The 17859-nt window shown below is 61.7% G+C and carries 16 protein-coding genes; 10 read left to right on the top strand and 6 right to left on the bottom strand.

Annotated features, from left to right (window positions below):
* Positions 1-73 precede the first annotated feature (73 nt).
* The 6 genes from EH165_RS10820 to EH165_RS10795 all read left to right on the top strand — a co-directional run bounded on the left by EH165_RS10820 (position 74) and on the right by EH165_RS10795 (position 6045).
* The gene (locus EH165_RS10820; protein ID WP_206425922.1) at positions 74-820 is read left to right on the top strand and encodes a biotin--[acetyl-CoA-carboxylase] ligase; all 747 of its coding nucleotides are present in this window, start codon (positions 74-76) and stop codon (positions 818-820) included.
* A 9-nt stretch (positions 821-829) separates the two neighbouring features.
* Positions 830-1528, top strand: coding sequence for a YggS family pyridoxal phosphate-dependent enzyme (locus EH165_RS10815; protein ID WP_124799457.1), 699 nt, complete (start codon positions 830-832; stop codon positions 1526-1528).
* Positions 1529-1686: 158 nt separating this feature from the next.
* Positions 1687-2313 (top strand): PH domain-containing protein, encoded by a 627-nt coding sequence (locus EH165_RS10810; RefSeq protein ID WP_124799456.1) that lies wholly within the window; start codon positions 1687-1689, stop codon positions 2311-2313.
* Positions 2314-2329: 16 nt separating this feature from the next.
* Positions 2330-3892, top strand: a complete 1563-nt coding sequence (locus EH165_RS10805; protein ID WP_124799455.1) for an acyl-CoA carboxylase subunit beta — start codon at positions 2330-2332, stop codon at positions 3890-3892.
* Between the two features lie 95 nt (positions 3893-3987).
* A complete protein-coding gene (locus EH165_RS10800) occupies positions 3988-4677 on the top strand; it encodes a response regulator transcription factor (RefSeq protein WP_124800469.1) in 690 nt (229 codons plus the stop codon).
* Between the two features lie 9 nt (positions 4678-4686).
* Entirely contained in the window at positions 4687-6045 is a 1359-nt protein-coding gene (locus EH165_RS10795) for a sensor histidine kinase (RefSeq protein WP_124799454.1), read from the top strand.
* A 17-nt stretch (positions 6046-6062) separates the two neighbouring features.
* Here the strand turns inward: EH165_RS10795 and EH165_RS10790 are convergent, their stop codons facing one another.
* From EH165_RS10790 to EH165_RS10780, 3 genes are all read right to left on the bottom strand, one after another.
* On the bottom strand, positions 6063-6584 hold the full coding sequence (locus tag EH165_RS10790) for a GtrA family protein (protein WP_124799453.1): 522 nt from the start codon (positions 6582-6584) through the stop codon (positions 6063-6065).
* A gap of 89 nt (positions 6585-6673) precedes the next feature.
* Positions 6674-8350 carry a COG1361 family protein gene (locus EH165_RS10785; protein ID WP_124799452.1) on the bottom strand — a complete coding sequence of 559 codons (1677 nt, stop codon included), beginning with the start codon at positions 8348-8350 and terminating at the stop codon, positions 6674-6676.
* On the bottom strand, positions 8344-9966 hold the full coding sequence (locus tag EH165_RS10780) for a sigma-70 family RNA polymerase sigma factor (RefSeq protein WP_164479200.1): 1623 nt from the start codon (positions 9964-9966) through the stop codon (positions 8344-8346). Before EH165_RS10780 ends, EH165_RS10785 begins: the two co-directional genes overlap by 7 nt.
* Before the next feature lie 381 nt (positions 9967-10347).
* Here EH165_RS10780 and EH165_RS10775 point away from each other — a divergent pair, with 381 nt between their 5' ends.
* The 3 genes from EH165_RS10775 to purE all read left to right on the top strand — a co-directional run bounded on the left by EH165_RS10775 (position 10348) and on the right by purE (position 13086).
* Positions 10348-11103, top strand: coding sequence for a GGDEF domain-containing protein (locus tag EH165_RS10775; RefSeq protein ID WP_124799450.1), 756 nt, complete (start codon positions 10348-10350; stop codon positions 11101-11103).
* A gap of 181 nt (positions 11104-11284) precedes the next feature.
* Positions 11285-12577, top strand: a complete 1293-nt coding sequence (locus tag EH165_RS10770) for a 5-(carboxyamino)imidazole ribonucleotide synthase (RefSeq protein WP_124799449.1) — start codon at positions 11285-11287, stop codon at positions 12575-12577.
* Entirely contained in the window at positions 12574-13086 is a 513-nt protein-coding gene (gene purE / locus EH165_RS10765) for a 5-(carboxyamino)imidazole ribonucleotide mutase (RefSeq protein ID WP_124799448.1), read from the top strand. The genes EH165_RS10770 and purE overlap by 4 nt, the downstream gene beginning before the upstream one ends.
* A gap of 41 nt (positions 13087-13127) precedes the next feature.
* On the opposite strand, the gene EH165_RS10760 is transcribed toward purE, so the two are convergent.
* Positions 13128-14117, bottom strand: a complete 990-nt coding sequence (locus EH165_RS10760) for a glycosyltransferase family 2 protein (protein ID WP_206425919.1) — start codon at positions 14115-14117, stop codon at positions 13128-13130.
* Positions 14118-14313: 196 nt separating this feature from the next.
* Between EH165_RS10760 and EH165_RS10755 the strand changes: the two genes are divergently transcribed.
* Positions 14314-15459, top strand: a complete 1146-nt coding sequence (locus tag EH165_RS10755) for an acyl-CoA dehydrogenase family protein (RefSeq protein WP_124799446.1) — start codon at positions 14314-14316, stop codon at positions 15457-15459.
* 17 nt (positions 15460-15476) lie between these two features.
* Here the strand turns inward: EH165_RS10755 and EH165_RS10750 are convergent, their stop codons facing one another.
* Positions 15477-16214, bottom strand: a complete 738-nt coding sequence (locus EH165_RS10750) for a TIGR03089 family protein (RefSeq protein ID WP_124799445.1) — start codon at positions 16212-16214, stop codon at positions 15477-15479.
* A gap of 15 nt (positions 16215-16229) precedes the next feature.
* Positions 16230-17708, bottom strand: coding sequence for an LCP family protein (locus EH165_RS10745; protein WP_124799444.1), 1479 nt, complete (start codon positions 17706-17708; stop codon positions 16230-16232).
* Positions 17709-17859 lie beyond the last annotated feature (151 nt).

Genomic DNA, 17859 nt, shown 5'->3' with positions numbered 1-17859 from the left:
CTCCCGTCGCCCAATCGACGCCGGGGCAGTGCAGGCGTTACTGGCTCTCGACAGCCGTTGGAGAGTGTCCGTAGTGAGCCATACAGGTTCTACCAACACGGATCTCGCGGCTGCTGCGGCTCGCGGCGAGCGCGATGGAAACATGGTGGATGGCGCCGTTTTGATCGCCGAAGAGCAGGTAGCGGGGAAGGGGCGGCTCGGCCGCACGTGGACGGCGCCCGCCGGTTCTTCGATCACCATGTCGATGCTGGTGCTCCTGCCCTACGTGCCGATGGCGGCCCGCGGCTGGGCCGGTGTCGTCGCCGGTATTGCTGCAGTCCGTGTATGCCGCGAACTCGGTGGAGTTTCCGCAAGCCTGAAGTGGCCCAACGACCTTCTGGTGACAGATGCGGAAGGCGCCGAGAGGAAGTGTGCGGGAATCCTTGGCGAGATGGCTGGTAGCGCAGTAGTGATCGGTCTTGGCCTGAATGTCAGCTTGCTGAAAGCGGAACTGCCGCGGCCCGACGCCACCTCTTTGTTGCTTGCGGGCTCGTCATCGCTGGACCGGGCGGAGTTGGCTGCGGCGGTGCTGACGGAGATCGACAGCCTGCTGCGGCGCTGGGAGGGCGCGAACGGTGATGTGGCTCAGATCCGCGCCGAGTACCTCACGCTGTGCGCCACCATTGGAGCTGGGGTGCGGGTGGAATTGCCGTCAGGAGCGACCGTGCTCGGGGTGGCAACGAACATCGCCTTAGACGGCAGCCTCGTGGTGCGCTCCGATTCAGGGGAGCTGTGCACGTTCACCGCCGCCGATGTATTGCACCTGCGGCCAGCGTCCTAAGGTGGGGCGATGACGACTCCCCAGCCCCGCGAGTTGCCACGGCAGTTAGCCGCTCTCCGGCAGCGTGCCGACGCGGCAGCGGTCGCTGCAGGACGGCTACCCACCGACGTGAAGATACTGCTGGCGACGAAAACGCAGAGCGCAGCTCGAATCATCGAAGCGCTACAGGCCGGCTACAACCTGATCGGCGAGAACCGGGTCAACGAGGTGGTCGAGAAGGCAAGAGAGCTAGCAGCTTTCGCGCCCACGACCCACTTCATCGGGCACCTGCAGTCGAATAAGATCGGGCAGGTGCTGCCTCTCGTCAGCTGCATACAGACAGTGGACAGCGCCGATCTTGCGAGCAAACTGAGCAACCGATCCGTCGATGCTGGGCGGGTTATGGATGTCTTTTTACAGGTCAATGTCTCTGGGGAAGATTCGAAGTCTGGCCTCACGCCGCAGCGGGCGCCCGAAGTGGCGGCTTACATCGCCACCTTGCCCGGTGTGCGGCTCACGGGATACATGACGGTCGGGTTGAACTCACCGGACGCGGCGGCCGTTCAGGCAGGTTATCTGCAGCTTGCACACATGCGTGATGAGCTGAAACTTGATGGTGCCCGGCAGTTATCGATGGGGATGAGCGGTGATTTTGAGTTGGCCATCGCCTGCGGCGCGACGATGGTGCGGCTGGGCTCGGCTGCCTTTGGTGCGCGCGCAGTCCGCTAGCTCGCGAGGCCGACTGGCGTAGCCGGCCAGTCGCACTCACCAAGGTTCGCCAGGTCCTGGGTCGCAGAGGGGTGAGCACGGTAGCGTGACCTTGCACTACCCGCGTCAACTCGTGCATCTCAACTCGTGCATCTCAACTCGATGTGAAGGGCTCCACCATGGCGTATCCGGACCACCTGCTGGCGCGAGGCGAAAAGGTGATGCTGCATAAGCACCCGACACCCAAGGTGCTCGTCGTGCCAATCGCGCTGTTCATCCTTATTATCGGCGGTGCGTTCGCTCTCGCTGCCTGGGTACGCGATCAAAACAACCATGTCATTTACTGGATCGTCATCGCTGTGGTCGCGGTGGGGTTGTTGTTCTGGTTTGTGCTGGTGCCGTTCATCAAGTGGCGTTTTGAACATTTTGTAATCACTACGCACCACATCTTCTTCAGGGCAGGCTTTTTCAAGCGTCGCGAACACCAAATCCCGCTCGGCCGGATCCAGAACATGGAGACAAACGTCAGCTTCTGGGGCCGTATTTTCGGCTACGGGGACCTGACGGTGGAATCAGCGGCAGACCAGCCGCTGTCCTTTTACAATGTCGCCGCATTGACCAAGGTTCAAAGCCTGCTCAACCAGCTCATTGATGACGATCGCAACCGTGGTGATGGAATGGGTTCGGCTGCTCCGCGTCAAGGAAGTCAGACGCGGCCGGCTGGTAATCGGCCGACAGCGCAGTACACCACCGACGATGACGAGGGCAATGATTTCCCCGGCGGGGACAACACTTCGCGTCGTTAGAAAGCGAGGCGCATCAATGAGTACCGACGATCGAGTCGAGCCCACACCGTGTACGTCTAACTCCAGCCGCGAAGCCGAGCTCCGCGAGAAGGTCCTGGCGGGTGGGGCGAAGCGGTACCACGACGCTAACGCGGCCAAGGGCAAGATGTTTGCGCGCCAACGTATTTCACAGCTTGTCGATGACGGCAGCTTTATCGAAGACGGCCTCTTCGCGAATGCGTTAGCTGACGGACTACCCGCGGACGGCGTCATTACCGGCGGCGCCACCATCGGCGGTCGCCATGTCTGCGTGATGGCCAACGACTCCACGGTGAAGGCCGGCTCATGGGGCGCAAGGACAGTCGAGAAGATCATCCGCATTATCGAAAAGGCCTATGCCACATCAGTTCCGATGGTGTACCTAGTGGACTCAGCTGGGGCACGCATCACTGATCAAGTCGATCTCTTTCCCGGGCGCCGCGGCGCTGGGAAGATCTTCCACACCCAGGTTCGGGCGTCAGGGGTGATTCCGCAGGTCTGTGCGCTGTTTGGGCCTAGCGCAGCTGGAGGGGCCTACATTCCCGCCTTCTGCGATGTGGTGATCATGGTCGAAAAGAACGCCTCCATGTACCTCGGTAGCGATCGTATGGTGGAGATGGTTACCGGCGAAAAAACCACCCTGGAAGAGATGGGCGGGGCGAAGATGCACACCTCCGTCTCCGGGGTCGGCCATCTGCTGGCGAAGACCGAAATAGAGGCATTGGCCATGGTGGCGCACTACCTGAGCTATCTGCCCGATAACTTTCAGCAGCAGCCCCCCACCGCGCCGGCGCTACCACCAGGGAAGGGGAACCTCCGCGAATTGGTGCCGGTAGCCGAGCGGGTTGCCTTCGACATGCGCCGCTATGTCGCGGCGCTGCTTGATGATGGCACTTATTTCCCCATCCATCCCGACTGGGCCCGTGAGCTTACGACCGGCTTTGGGCGCCTCAATGGCGAAGTGGTGGGTATCGTCGGGAACAACTCGATGTTCAAGGGCGGCGTGCTTTTCGTCGACTCTGCAGACAAGGCAGCGCATTTCGTGCAATTGTGCGATGCGTTCAATGTCCCGTTGATCTTCCTGTCAGACGTGCCTGGTTTCATGGTCGGTGCGGCCGTCGAAAGGCAAGGAATTATCCGACACGGCGCGAAGATGATCTCCGCAGTCTGCGAAGCAACCGTCCCAAAGTTTTGCGTGGTGGTCCGCAAGGCCTACGGCGCCGGGCTTTACGCGATGGCCGGTCCAGGTTTTGAACCAGACGCCACCATTGCGCTGCCCACGGCGAAAATAGCGGTGATGGGAGCGGATGCGGCCGTCAACGCGGTGTACGCCAAGAAGATTGCCGACTTCGACGACCCGTCGGCGGCGGCAGCGTTTGTGGCCGACAGACGCGCCGAGTACGAAGCGGATATCGATACCGTGCGGCTTGCCGCCGAAATGGTAGTCGACTCCATTGTCGAGCCAGAGAACCTCCGTACCGAACTGATTGGCCGCATCGCTGCTGCTCGTGGCAAGGATCGGACGTTTTCTCGGCGCAGACACGGCGTCACTCCCGTGTAATTAACCAGCTCGGTAGGCTGCGTCAGCCTTTTCCCCACTTACGGATGGCTCTTTCTCATGTAAGTGCCATCAGCGGACCGTAGGCTAGCGGCGTGATGACCGTGCTGCTGGCCGAAGACGATCCTGATATCTCCGAACCTTTAGCGCGCGCTCTCGAGCGCGAAGGCTATGCAGTCCTGCTGGCTAAGGATGGCCAAAGCGCACTTGATCAGGCGCTGGAGGGGGATATTTCGCTTGTCATCCTGGACTTGGGGCTGCCCATCTGGGACGGACTCGACGTGTGTCGGCGAATTCGGCAGGCAGGCAAAAGCACCCCCGTGCTGATGCTCACTGCGCGGACCGACGAAGCTGATTTTGTTGTCGGCTTGGACGCAGGCGCAGATGACTATGTGGCAAAGCCCTTCCGGACAGGGGAGTTACTCGCACGCGTCCGCGCCCTACTGCGCCGCCGCTCACCGGAAATCCTGGAGTGCAGCGGTATCCGAATGGATCTTGGGGCTAGGCAGGTCACCGTCGACGGGGCCCCCGTAGGCCTGGCAAACAAAGAATTCGAATTGCTCAGAATCTTGATGGCCCACGCGGGCGATGTGGTGACGCGCGAGCAGGTTCTCGAAGAGGTTTGGGCTGACCCGGCGATGAAAAACTCGAAAACTCTGGACATGCATATGTCGTGGTTACGCCGCAAGATCAGCCCTGCGGACAGCGAGGATACCGCCGAAAAGCCTGAGATCGAGCACCGCATCACCACCATCCGCGGCCTGGGTTTTCGCTTTAACGTGATCTGAGGCTGACAGATGCGTCGCAGACTTTTGCGCTCCATCGTGATGGTGATCATGGTGACCGTGATTGCCTTGGGGTTGCCATTGGGCGTCGTCTCGTGGCGCCTCGTCGACGATTTGGTGCACAGCAACATCACTTCGCAGCTCGAAGCAATTAATGCTTCACTCAACGCTCAGCAGTTCACCGACGGCGCGATGGACCTTCGATCCGTGAGCGTTTCCGTGCCGCCGGGATGGCGTTTGGAGTACGAGCGGGGCGGCGTTGGTCAGGCGGTGGGAGCTGAACCGTTGGCCGTTTCGGTGTCCGACGCAGTCACCAGCATCTCCAACGGGAAGCTGACCCTGTACAGCCCCGTCGACCGGCTCCGACGCGAGCAGTTCTTGGCCCTTGGTCTAGTGGCTCTCGCAGTGCTCGCGTCCATCGTGGTGGGTGTCGGAGTTGCGCTGATCACTTCACGTCGGCTCACGCACCCGTTGTCGGATCTGGCCGATCGCGCTGCCAGGTTGGGTTCCGGCGACTTCCGCACCTTCAAACGCCGATACCAGATCGCCGAATTGGACCGGGTGGCCGAGGTCCTGGACTCCGCGGCTGGCGACATTTCGACCGTATTGCAACGCGAGCGGGACTTAGCCAGCGAGATTTCCCATCAGCTGCGCACCCGCTTAACCGGCTTGCAGCTTCGGCTCGAGGAGCTTGCGGAGTATCCAGATGACGTAGTCCGCGCCGACGTGAGCGCCGCATTGGAGCAGACGGACCGGCTGGTGAACATCGTGAACGATCTGCTGGCTAATGCTCGTTCGCAACGAGCCGCGAGCGCAGCAGAAATCAGCCTCTCTACCGCGTTAGAGCAGGTCCGCACTGAGTGGGTAACGGTGTACGCAGCGGCTGGTCGAACGCTGACCGTGATCTGCCCACCCCAGATAGTGGTGAAAGCGACCGCGGTGCGTCTGCGGGAGGCGCTCGGCGTACTCCTCGACAACGCCCTCATGCACGGGGCGGGGGCAGTCCGAGTGACGGTCAAACAAGGTGAGCCGCTGGTGCTGTTGGAAGTGGCGGATGAGGGCGACGGGGTCGGTGAAAAGTTAGCCGGCCACATCTTTGATCGTGGCATATCCGGCGCCGACTCCTCGGGGCTGGGCTTGGCCTTGGCAAGAGCATTCATCGAAGCAGACGGCGGACGACTAGAGCTGCGCCGCGCGCGCCCACCAGTTTTTGGGATGTTCCTGGTGCGCGCTGACCCCGACGACTCTGCGCCCAGTGGCTCTGTGCCTAATGGGTCTGCGCCTAGTGTGTTTGCGCCTCACAGCATCGGAGCTCCGGGCGGCTCACCCCGGATACCGCCGCCCTGGGATGCACCCACACGCTTTTGCTAATTAAAGGTAGATCCACTCTATGAAGTACCTCGAGGGCTCCCCGGGTTGCCCTCGGAGAGGTGAGCGGATTCTTCATCCTTGACTTCGGGAAAAACCCATTTTTTGTAAGCCCAGTAACGAAATGCCATCGCCAAAATTGTGCCGATGATGGAACCAGAAATGACGTCGACGATGTTGACCGTCAGGGTGCTGTAGTGGGCAAGGTTGAAGCCGAGTAGGTAATGGGAGATCCACAAGGGGACCAAGTTGATGAGCAGCCCAATGCCGTTGAGGAGGAAGAAAAGCAACGCTTCGTGTGCCTTTTCGCGACCACCCCGCTGGGCAAAAGACCATTCGCGGTTCAGTACGTAGTTGACGATCATCGCGATGAGGACCGGAATAATCTTGGCAGTCAGGACCTTGTCGCTCAAGATCGTGTTACGGAGGATCAAAAAAAGCCCGGTATCGATCACCCAGGTGAACCCGCCGACAATGAGGAACTTCGAGAATTGGCGGTACTTTTCAGGCAATACGGCCCGCACGCGATCTACAAGGTTCACCGGATCATTCTAAGGTGTCTCCTGCAATTGTTCAGCGGTCCACGATCGATCGCACCCGATCCTCAACAGATTGCCACGAACTAGACGGTTTAGCCTTGATTCCGAACGATGAGTAGCGGGCCCACCCAGATGCGATCTTGGTTCCAGAGGCCCGCCAACGGATTTGCGGGATCGAGACCGGTAAATTCACCTTGGTTCGACAGGGTGAGATTCCCGGCGTTCGCCTGCGAGGAGAACTCGACGAGATCGAAGCCCGTTTGGACGGAGGGTGTGGAGCCGACAATAAGCCGCGGTGCCTCAGAGCCATCAACGTAGGTAGTGACTTCGACTCCGGCGTTTCTAAGCGTTTTCACCCCCCACGGGTCTGCCCCCCACACGGACAGCCACGCGCGCTCAATGCTCGAAGTTCCGGTAGCCAGCGTGAGTGGCCCATTGAGTGCCGGCGGGCCGCCTACCACTGCAGGCGGTGGAATCGATCCCAGATTGAGATTGCTGTACTGAACCATCCGGGTCGCCGATGTGGGGTCAGACCAGATGACACTGAGCGTCCAGGCACCGAGGGGAGGCGTGCTCTGAGTAGCGTCCGGGTCAACGACCGTAGTGAGGGAGCTGGCCAGGTTGGTGACGGTGACCGCCGCGCTACCAGTCAACTTGCCGGTGACGTCGGCGCGATAGGTGGCGATAAATCCGCCGGCGCCACCCGTGACGGGAACGAGGTCGCCAGCGAGTACCTCTGGGCCCCTGCCAGAGCCAAAGTCAGCGGTAATGGCGGAGGATTCACCAGAGGTTGCTGCCCAGACCAGCTCTGCGAAGGCCACGGTGGACCCAGCAGGGATTGCCAGTTGCTGCGCGACAGGAGCGACCGGTTGGACTGCGGACGTGCTCCGGCAACTGGTTTGAATGGTCACGTTAGGGGGAGTCGAACATGCGAGTGTCGCCGCGCCGACGGATGTGGCTCCGAAGTGGCCCTTGATCTCAATAGGTTGGTTGCCAACACGAGGAGTGACTTCTACACCATTGGTGACAGCGACAACGCGCTCGCCAGCCAGGCGTGCAGTGAAGCTCGCACTTCCAGCTGCATCAGTACGAACAAAAACTCCCAATTTAACGTTCCCGAGACCATTGGCGCCGGGCGTACAAATCAGGTCCTGGCCGACAAATTCGCAGATTGATCCACTGGCTGGGTCAGGGGAGGCACTGTCGATAATCAGCGAATCTCCCATTTGTACTGGAAGGCTGATCGGGCCGGGGTTGGACGTTCCCGCGTTTGTCGCTGCCAACACCATGTCGACTGCGGTACCCGCGACAACGGGGCCAGCGTCGGGCGTTCCCAAGGAGTCCAGCGCTGTCAGCGTGAGGTTCTGATATCCCGGTTGAACCGCGACAGCAAATGGATAGGAAACGTTGCCGATCTCGAAACTACTCGGGCCGCCCTGGGCGTCTGGGCTCGCTGTGACGGTGACCGTAAGCGAGATGCTGACACCGGGTTCGACCTTGGGAAGCAAGCAGGAGTTGTTTGTGCAGCTGATGGTGGTGGCGGGAGCCCCCCGCAGGGCCGCTCCCGCTGGGCGCAGGCCTTGGCCCACTGGGGCTGATGTGAGGCTCACTCCGGTCAGGGCAACACCGTTGCCCGCCAAGGTGATGGCTTGATTTTCCGCCGAGGGCTTTTGGCCCACGTTTTTGATGCTTACCGAAAACTCTGCGGTGCCGCCCGCGACTACGGACAGAGAAGAAGTAGTGACCTCAAAGCTGGCTTCCGTCAGCACGGGCGGTGTGGTCGGCGCAGTGGTGGGGGCGCGGTGGTGGTTGGCGCTGTGGTGGGGGGCGCGGTGGTGGTTGGCGCTGTGGTGGTTGGCGCTGTGGTGGGGGGCGCGGTGGTGGTTGGCGCTGTGGTGGTCGGCGCGGTGGTGGTTGGCGCTGTGGTGGGGGGCGCAGTGGTGGTCGGCGCAGTGGTGGTCGGCGCAGTGTCGCCGGGGTTGGCCGCTGCGATGGGCAGCGAAGGCACCGTAACTTGAGGCACCGCCACTCGAGGAACCGTCACTCGAGGCACGGTAGGCCTGGAGATACTCGGCGGAGCTACCGGCGAGCCAACAATCCCGCCGGCAGCGGAAGCGTCAGCGGGTACAGATGCAGAGTCAGGTCCAGCCAGCCCGGATTCGGATACTGAGGCTGGGGCTACCGCGGGCACCGAGGCTGTCGTAGTTGTTGCTACGGACACCGGTTCCGTGCTTGATCCCGCTGATGCAGATTGTGCGGTCGCGGTAGCAGCAGACGGCGAATCGCTCGCTGCGGACGATGTCGCAGCGGCTGCCCCTGCACCTGTACCGCTGGTACCGACCCCGAGGGGGGGAGCGACAGGCCCAGACGCGATAGTCTCCGCGGCCAGACTGTCGAGAGGTGATTGTCCATTCGTGGACAGCACGACGACCAAAGCGACAACGGCGGCAGCGGCAGCGGCAGCGACGCCAGCTCCGAGGCTTGCGGGTTGGGCCAGGATCCAGCCAGCCGACTTGAGCGTTGTAACCCCAGAAGCGGCAGAAGAGCCCGCGGCGGTGCCGCCGACGTGGGCCCCGACCTGCATCAGAACCGGCACTGCGGGAAGGGTGGCAACATAACCGGCGGCGGCAGCGCCCAAGAGCAGAGGTGCCAGCAAGCCACGGAGGCCGGAGTTGATCTCGGACAACTCTGCAGCCAAGGCAGGGCAAGTGTTGCATTCGGCGAGGTGAGCATCGACCTGCGCGCTTTCGCGCTTCGACAGCCCACCGCGGGTCCACGCTCCCAAGCGGTCGATGGTAGCCCGGCATCGCTCGGCGATGGTCTCCGACATATGTACCTGGAGGTACGCCTCTCGTAAACCCTCGCGGGCACGGAAGGCCAACGAGGACACAGCGTTCGGGGACATTCCCAGGAGAACGCCCACCTCGGCGGCGGACTGCCCTTCGACTTGCGTATGCCAGAGGACGGCTTGCCAACGGTCGGGAAGCTGACCAAAAGCCTTTGCTACAAAAGAGCTTTCCATTTGAGCGAGCACTGGATCTTCGGCTTCAACGGCGACCTCGTGGGCCGCGACGTCATCGGTGAACTGGAGCCGTTTATCTTTGCGTGACCTGTCGTAGGCCGTGTGTCGAACCGTGGTGAAAAGGTAGGCTCGGAAAGACGAGTCAGGTCCTCGGCCATCAAGCAGAGTGTCCAACACCCGCGCGAAAGATTCGGCGACCAAATCGTCGGCTTCGGCGCCGGAAACCGATATTTGCCGGGCGAGAGTGGCTGCTGACCGTGCGTGTCGTCCGTAGAGATCGCCGTACGCGGTGCGGTCGCCCGCACGAACGCGTGAGATCAACTCAGCGTCGCTGGGCGCAGTTGCCTCGTCGGTGATCGTCATGTGCATTCTTTCGCGGTCATAGTGTGAGGCATATGCCCCAACGCCTGTGTGAAGCATACGGGTGATGAAGGGTCTGCGGGAAGTAGGACCTTCGTTAAGAGGGTCACCATTGTCTTCACTGCGAGTGTCCAGGAGAGTACGCACAGTGTTGTTGAGGCAACGAGCTTCGCGAAGGCTCTGCTGAGCCATTCAGTCAAGGGACGACGGAACCCGACAAATGTCACGCGATTCCTGCACCAAAAATAATCGTCAGGGCAATATCTTTTGTCGTTCTATCGCGTGATATATCTGCTCTGAGCGCGTCTCCTCTCCGTAAGGCCTCGTAGAACGACTTCGACAAGCGCTCGCGTGTACGAATGTGGATGAACGAAAAGGTGCCTGATGGCAAGAGGAACACAGCTCGGACGCATGTCGGCCAGAGCGCTGCGCACCAAGTGGGCAGAAGAATCCGCATTGGCTGGTTGGTCTTTCCCCTCTGATTGGGACAGCCCCGCCGTGGACGCGATCTGCGAAGCCGCTGTCGGTGAAACTGATATCTGGCCAGCAGCAGAGCGGCTCGGCCGCGCACGTGCGGCCGCCGGCGTCGGGCTCGGCGAGACACTGGCGGACGTGGATGCCTTGACTGCTTTGGTGTCGTCCCGCTATGCCGATCAACTCCGCCGCGGTGTTTCCCTCGGTTGGGCCGAACGCATCACCGCTCCTCCGGTGGGGATCTCCGATCCGCTTACCGGCTTGGTATCGAAGGAGTACCTGCAGCTGCGGTTGGCGGAGATTTATCAGCAAGCCCAGGCGCAGCACTTCGATGTTAATGAGAGGTTTGCGTTAGCTGTTGTCCGCGTAGACCTTTCTGGCCGCAGCGCCTGGCAGCGAACCCTCCCGATGATTCTGGTCAGCGAATGTCTGCGCTCCGTCTTTGATGCCGGCGAGACGCTGGCCCGCTTGGGCGAACCAATCGCTGTCGCTCTCGCGCATCGCGACGAAATGCTTCCGCGTCGCCTGCAACTGGCGGCCCGAATGTATACGAGTCGAATTAGCGCCGATCCGCAGGCCAACATTCCCGCGCCGAGGGTGTGGACCGAGCCGTTACCCACCAAATTCGCATCGGTCAGGTTCTTGCTTGACGAACTCGCCAGATAGCTGTTGGGCGCGCCACCCCGCCGCCGATGGTCGGACGGCGCACCTCGGATCCCTACATCCAAGGTGCGTTGTCCCGCCACCGGCGGCGGTGTTGTGCGAACTGCACTTCGTGGCCAGCGTTGGGTCTTGTATTCAGCTGCGTCGGCGCCGACGGTAGGAGCACCGCACTAAGCTCACTAACGTGGATCCACGTACGGGTATGCCCCGAGTCGGAATGGTTGGCGGCGGGCAATTAGCCCGAATGACGCAGCAGGCGGCGATTGGACTAGGTCAAACACTCCGCGTACTTGCCGTTTCGGCCGACGACTCCGCAGCCCTTGTCACCCCCGAGCTTGAAATCGGAATTCACACCGACTTAGTTGCGCTGCGCTCTTTCGCGCAAGGCTGCGAGGTGGTGACGTTCGATCACGAACACGTGCCCACCGAACACATCCGCACGCTGGCGTCCGAAGGGCATGCGATGTACCCCGGCGCAGACGCCCTCGAACACGCGCAAGACAAGGGCGTTATGCGGCGAAAGCTGCGAGCCATGGGGCTTCCGGTGCCCCCTTTTTCTGTCATTCCCGCTGATGCTAATAGTGAACTGACGCACAAGGCCACCGAAGAATTTGCCGCTGCCCACGGGTGGCCCGTGGTGCTCAAAACATGCCGAGGTGGATACGACGGGCGGGGCGTCTGGATCCTGAAAGACTCCGCGCACGCCGCCGCGGTCCTGACGCATCTCGGATCGGCGGGAGACCTGCTGGTTGAGACGCTGGTGCCACTCGACCGTGAGTTGGCGGCGGTGGTTGCCCGCTCACCATTCGGCCAAGCAGCCGCGTGGCCGGTAGTGGAAACAGTTCAACAGCAGGGGATTTGCGTCGAGGTGATCGCTCCGGCACAGAATCTCGACGACGCGCGCGCAGTGGCGGCCCAAGAGCTCGCTCTGAGCATCGCCGCATCCCTCGGCGTGGTCGGAGTGCTGGCAGTCGAACTGTTCGAAGTAGCTCCGTCGGCGCAATTCCCTGGTGGTCTGGTAATTAACGAACTAGCGATGCGTCCACACAACTCGGGGCACTGGTCCATCGACGGCGCCATTACCAGCCAGTTCGAGCAGCATTTACGAGCGGTCCTGGACTACCCGCTGGGCAAGACCGATGCGGTTTTCCCGGTCATGGTGATGGGGAACGTCATCGGCGGCAGCCTTGACTCCCCGGGCGCGGGTATGGGGATGGACGAGCGCATTCACCACCTGGCGGCGCGATTCCCTGCTGTCAAGGTCCATCTGTACGGCAAATCCTTCCGGCCCGGCCGCAAGCTCGGGCACGTTAATGTCGGCGGAAGCGACCTGGCCGTCACCAGACGAACTGCGCAGTTAGCCGCGTTGTGGCTTAGCGACGGTGTCTGGGGCGATGGGTATGCCATTCACGGCCCAGCAGATGACGCAAGTGATAGTCCGCAGCACCAGCGGGGAACGGATAGGGGAGCCAGATGAGCACAGCGGTAGTAGGCCTGATTATGGGCTCAGATTCAGACTGGTCGGTAATGTCGGCGGCTGCGGACGTTTTGACCGATTTCGAGGTGCCGTTCGAGGTGGCAGTGGTGTCAGCGCACCGCACGCCCGCGCGGATGCACGAATACGCGTCCTCCGCAGCGTCGAGGGGCCTGCGGGTCATCATCGCTGGTGCCGGCGGGGCCGCGCATCTACCGGGCATGGTCGCATCCGCCACCACGTTGCCAGTGATTGGTGTCCCGGTGCCGCTGGCCACCCTTGACGGGCTCGACTCGCTGCTGTCCATCGTCCAGATGCCCGCGGGGATCCCGGTCGCGACAGTTTCGATCGGGGGCGCAACTAATGCGGCACTGCTGGCCATCCGCATTCTGGCTTCGGCGCCAGACGAGCTCGGGCTCCGGCTCGGTGGTGAGCTGGCCGCCTACGCAGCCGATCTGGAGGCAATGGTGCTTGCGAAAGACAGGAAGCTGCAAGAGCTCATCGCCGAGTGAGGTGACCACCGACGGTCGCGGCGAGAGTCTGCAAAGAGTTGCTAGTCAAGGGGTTTCGCGCCCACCCATGCGCTGGTAACGCTCCGGCGGCTGACCACCGCCGTCCGCCCGATCCGGCGGCGCGCCACACATTCTGACGGTAGGAGTCGCGCCACCTCGGCCAACACGCCCACGCGCAGTCGAATGCGAAAGTTCAGAGCCGGCGGCACTGGTCGACGGATTACCTTTGTGACTGCAAGGCTGATCGTCGTCAGGCCAAATCGGAGTACTTCGGAAGCTGCGAAACCTGCAGGGGCGCAACGGATCAAGGTGAGAAGTCGGTTGCGCTCATTGTGCCGATGAAAGATCTCGCTGTTCTGATCCGATGTGGCTGAGTGCCGGTGATGAGCTATCGCGCCCGGGACGGACATCACAGCAAAGCCACTCAACCGCAACCGCCACGACATGTCCACATCCTCGTAATAGAGGAAGAAGTGCTCTGGGCAGCCGCCCGCGGCACGGAGCGACTCGGTCCTGATCAGAGCAGCGCCCCCGCTGAACCCGAAAACTTCGGTGACCTCGGTGTAGGCCGAACTGGCAGGCAAGCCGAGACCAACATCAAACCCGTAGCCGTGCCTGGTGAGCGCTACGCCGATGTTATTGAGAACTTCTTCGCCGGGGAAGCCGGTTTCAAGGATCATCTTTGATGTCGCGGCCCCGATGCGCTCGTCGCTCTCGCACACGGCGAGGAGCTGGCTCAGCCAACCCGGCTCGGCTACGGCGTCGTCATTCAGAAGCGCCACGTACGGTGACTCGATGTGGGCCAAAGCCGCGCTGAGGCCACCTGCGAAACCGCGGTTTTCGGCGAGCGTGATGACACGGACCCCGGGGTACTTGCTCCGCAGGACGTCAGCTGTGCCGTCCGAAGATGCGTTGTCTACAACCAGCAGCTCGTGCGGCAGGTCTTGGGCCGCCAACGAGTCCAGGCAGTCGGCAATCATCGCCTTTGCGCGAAAGGTCACCACCACCACGGTCACGGTCGCCGGATTCACCTTGTGCTCCTCTTTGCTGTCGGCGTACCGAGAGCCTGAACTTACCCGCACGAGCATTAGTGAGGTCCTCGATCGTACCGGGGCATCCAGCAAGGTCCGCGCTGCCTTTGCCGGTCATAGTTACCCGCGAGTAGTGTTTGTGGAACGAAGCAGTTGCCGGGCACCGTCTTGAGCGTTCAAAACTAAGGTGGTCTTGATGTCTGATCTATACAATTTGCCCGAAGATCACCAGGACATTAGGGCTGCTGTTCGTGAGCTTGCCGAGGGGGCGATCAAACCGTTCGCCGCGGACTGCGACGAAAAAGAGCGATACCCCGTCGAGGCCCAGAAAGCCCTGATCGACGCAGGTTTTCACGCCGTTCACATCCCGGAAGCCTACGAGGGCATGGGCGCCGACGCCGTGGCGACAGTGGTGGTTATAGAAGAGGTCGCCAGGGTCTGCGCCTCCTCTGCGCTCATCCCCGCGGTGAACAAGCTGGGCTCGATGCCGATTATCTTGTCCGGCTCCGAGGAGCTCAAGCAGGCGGTCCTGCCGTCGATCGCGTCGGGCGAAGCGATGATCTCGTATGCGCTGTCGGAGCGGGAGGCCGGGTCCGATGCTGCCGCCATGCGCACGCGCGCAAAGGCTGACGGAGACGATTGGATCCTGAACGGAACGAAGTGCTGGATCACCAACGCGGGTGTGTCCTCGTGGTACACCGTTATGGCCGTAACCGATCCGGACAAGGGATCTCGCGGAATCAGCGCTTTCGTGGTCCACGCCGATGACGAGGGCTTTCAGGTTGGTACCAAGGAACGCAAGCTCGGTATCAAGGGATCGCCCACGAGGGAGATCCACTTTGACAACTGCCGCATCCCAGGTTGGCGCATTGTTGGTGAGCCGGGGACCGGCTACTCCACCGCGCTCGCGACCCTCGAACACACCCGCCCCACCATTGGAGCCCAAGCGGTGGGAATCGCCCAAGGCGCACTTGAGCTCTCCGTCGACTACGCGAAGCATCGTCAGCAGTTCGGCAAGGCGATTGCCCAGTTCCAGGCAATTCAGTTCATGATCGCCGACATGGCGATGGCCGTGGAAGCTGCCCGGACGCTGGTCTATCAAGCCGCAGCAGCCGCTGAACGCGGCGACCCGCGCTCCAGCTTCTTAGCTTCGGCGGCGAAATGCCTAGCCTCAGATACCGCCATGAGCGTCACCACCGATGCTGTCCAGATCCTCGGTGGCGCGGGATACACGCGAGACTTCGCCGCCGAGCGCATGATGCGTGATGCAAAAATCACGCAGATCTACGAAGGAACCAATCAGATCCAGCGATTGGTGATGGCCAGGAGTTTGTTGCGCTGAGCCAGATTTCGCGGGGCTTAGCGCAGTCTCGGTACACCAGCAATGGTGACGCCGATGGTGACTGTGGCGCTCTCGGCAACAGCTCGGTGACGAAGATCGGCCGTCGCGGCATCAGCGCAGTGAATTACCTGAGCGCCTGCGGCAATGGGTCCCCACAGGTTGCTGAACACCTCGCCCGTTAAGGACCAAGGGCCCACGGTCAACACGCGATCGGTAGGTGAAAGCTGTTCGGCCGCAGCCCATGTCGCCTCGCCCGCTGCCCCCACCGTCAGGCCGTCGAGGACGGCACTCTGGGTGTCTGGGACTGCGACGCGGGACATGAATTGGTCCGCCTGGATCTGCACCGAAGAGGTGTAGTCCCGTTGATGTGCTGCGACGTTAGTACTGGGAAATCCAAATGGATGGCCTGATACGACAAAAATTTCATCGCAAGAGGCATCCTCGCCTTGGGCTACGAATGCAGCTGCTGCTCCTGCGTCATCTGAATCGGTGACTACCATGCCAGCCCACCAAGCCCCAAGCAGGATGCCAGCCTTTTGCCAGCCATCGGGGATCATCACTGCGACGGTGTCGCCAATGCGGGCGCCCAACTCATCGATCAAGAGCCCGGCCACTTTCGCGCCCCAATTCAGCAAGACCGTCCCGGATAGCTCGGTGCGATCGCCCGCCACTGAGTAGAACGTCAATCGCGGCCGGCTGGGGTCTACCGCCATGGCGGCGATACACGCGGCGACGGTGGGGTTGGGAGGTGTCATCCAGAGCCGATCAGATTAGTTGACGCAGCCCGGTTGGGCTGCGGTGATGGAGCCGTCACCGGGGGCTGCGTACAAGGAAGCAGGGGGTGCGGAAACGAACGGGGCGCTGTTGCGGAGCCCGCTTGGTTTCGCTGATCGGTCAGTGCCAACGACCACGAGAACGTGACCTGCGTCCACGCTGGAATCCGGCTGCAACTCGCCGTATCCGAGAGCGGCTTTCACTCCGGCAGCTGCTGCCTCACCACCCGGCGAAAACCGAATCGTGGTGCTGGACTGCTCGTTGCCCTCGGAGACACCGGGGAAGTCTGAGATCTGGCCCCGGGTGTACTTGGCTGCGGCAACCTCGTCAGACACCGCCTTCGCCATCCCTGATGTGATGGTTCCATTTTGCACATCAACGATGATCGACACCGGGTCAAGGGTCTGAGTGGGTGCCGCGGGATCGCTCTGAGCGGCGGGTCCCTGGGTCGAGGCCGTCTCATTCTTGATCGAAGCAAAAAGTGCTTGTACCTCAGGCACGTCGACAGCGAGTGCGTCCTTCTCAGTGGAGGATTCGCTGCCGTGGGTGGGCAAAGTAGCGAAAATAATATTGCCGGTGGACATCGACTGCATTTGATTCGCCAACTGCAAAAGGCTGAAGCCCTCACTCAGCACAATTGATTTGTCAGCCGCGCTGAGCAACTCGGGAATCTTGGTAACAGTCCCGACAGACAGAACTTTGGAGATGGCCCCGGAAAGGAAAGCCTGCTGACGTTTGACGCGATCGAGGTCGCCATTGGGCAAGCCGTGACGCTGACGAACGAACGAAAGTGCAGCAGTACCTTGAACTTCCTGCGGTCCAGCGGGAAAAACGGCACCGGAGAACGGGTCGTTGACCGCGTTGACCAAACAGACCGGCACGCCACCAAGAGCATTGGACAGTAGGTAAAACCCGTAGAGGTTGACTTCGGCGTAGTTATCGATGTGGATTCCGGTGAAGTTCTCCAGAACGCTAATTAGCATCTTCCGGCCCGCATTGTTGGACTCACGCTCAACAGTGGGTTGATCAGTAACGCCTTCGGCGACAAGTCGAACCTGGGTGAAAAACTTGGCACTGCCGTAGTACGAGTTGACCTTGTTGGCGTCGTACTTCACCAGTGCGGACGCATCAGAGTCGGAAGGTCCGGGCGGTGGATTCGCTATCCACACATCCCTCGGGATCGACACGGCTGTTGCCTTGCCCCCGCCCTCGGGAATGTGGATCAGCATCATGGTGTCGGTGCTCGTGCCGCCACCGTCTGCCTCTGTGGCTACTTGCTTGAGCGCTTCGGCGCTGAGCGGATTTCCCTGAGCGTCGACGCGGGCATCGGAACCCACCAGCAGAATCGTCTGACCGGGGCATGCGCCGGCGGCATCGCACGGGTTGGTGAGGCCCGCCTCTTGTTGGCCAGCGGTGGCGGCGACCACAGTGCCGAATCCACTCACCACCAGGACGGCGGCGGAGATCAAAGCCATCACTATGCGGCCCGCTTTCAGCGGACCAGATGCCCGCTTGCGACGACCGCCTGACGGTGGCCCCCCAGGTCCTGGCGGTCCGCCCGGTCCGCCTGGGCCGCCTGGGCCGCCTGGGCCCCGACCCGGGGGACCTTGCACCGGGGGACCGCCG

Source organism: Nakamurella antarctica (genome assembly GCF_003860405.1).
GTDB lineage: Bacteria > Actinomycetota > Actinomycetes > Mycobacteriales > Nakamurellaceae > Nakamurella > Nakamurella antarctica.
Note: the sequence above shows the minus strand (reverse complement) of the source record. Positions and strands in the feature narration are given on the sequence as shown.

What these genes read in the sequence shown, in the direction of transcription:
- EH165_RS10815 (WP_124799457.1), top strand. Translation starts at nt 830, where the DNA reads ATGACGACTCCCCAGCCCCGCGAGTTGCCACGGCAGTTAGCCGCTCTC.
- EH165_RS10810 (WP_124799456.1), top strand. Translation starts at nt 1,687, where the DNA reads ATGGCGTATCCGGACCACCTGCTGGCGCGAGGCGAAAAGGTGATGCTG.
- EH165_RS10805 (WP_124799455.1), top strand. Translation starts at nt 2,330, where the DNA reads ATGAGTACCGACGATCGAGTCGAGCCCACACCGTGTACGTCTAACTCC.
- EH165_RS10800 (WP_124800469.1), top strand. Translation starts at nt 3,988, where the DNA reads ATGACCGTGCTGCTGGCCGAAGACGATCCTGATATCTCCGAACCTTTA.
- EH165_RS10795 (WP_124799454.1), top strand. Translation starts at nt 4,687, where the DNA reads ATGCGTCGCAGACTTTTGCGCTCCATCGTGATGGTGATCATGGTGACC.
- EH165_RS10780 (WP_164479200.1), bottom strand. Translation starts at nt 9,966, where the DNA reads ATGACGATCACCGACGAGGCAACTGCGCCCAGCGACGCTGAGTTGATC.
- EH165_RS10775 (WP_124799450.1), top strand. Translation starts at nt 10,348, where the DNA reads ATGGCAAGAGGAACACAGCTCGGACGCATGTCGGCCAGAGCGCTGCGC.
- purE (WP_124799448.1), top strand. Translation starts at nt 12,574, where the DNA reads ATGAGCACAGCGGTAGTAGGCCTGATTATGGGCTCAGATTCAGACTGG.
- EH165_RS10755 (WP_124799446.1), top strand. Translation starts at nt 14,314, where the DNA reads ATGTCTGATCTATACAATTTGCCCGAAGATCACCAGGACATTAGGGCT.
- EH165_RS10750 (WP_124799445.1), bottom strand. Translation starts at nt 16,214, where the DNA reads ATGACACCTCCCAACCCCACCGTCGCCGCGTGTATCGCCGCCATGGCG.
- EH165_RS10745 (WP_124799444.1), bottom strand. Translation starts at nt 17,708, where the DNA reads ATGGCTTTGATCTCCGCCGCCGTCCTGGTGGTGAGTGGATTCGGCACT.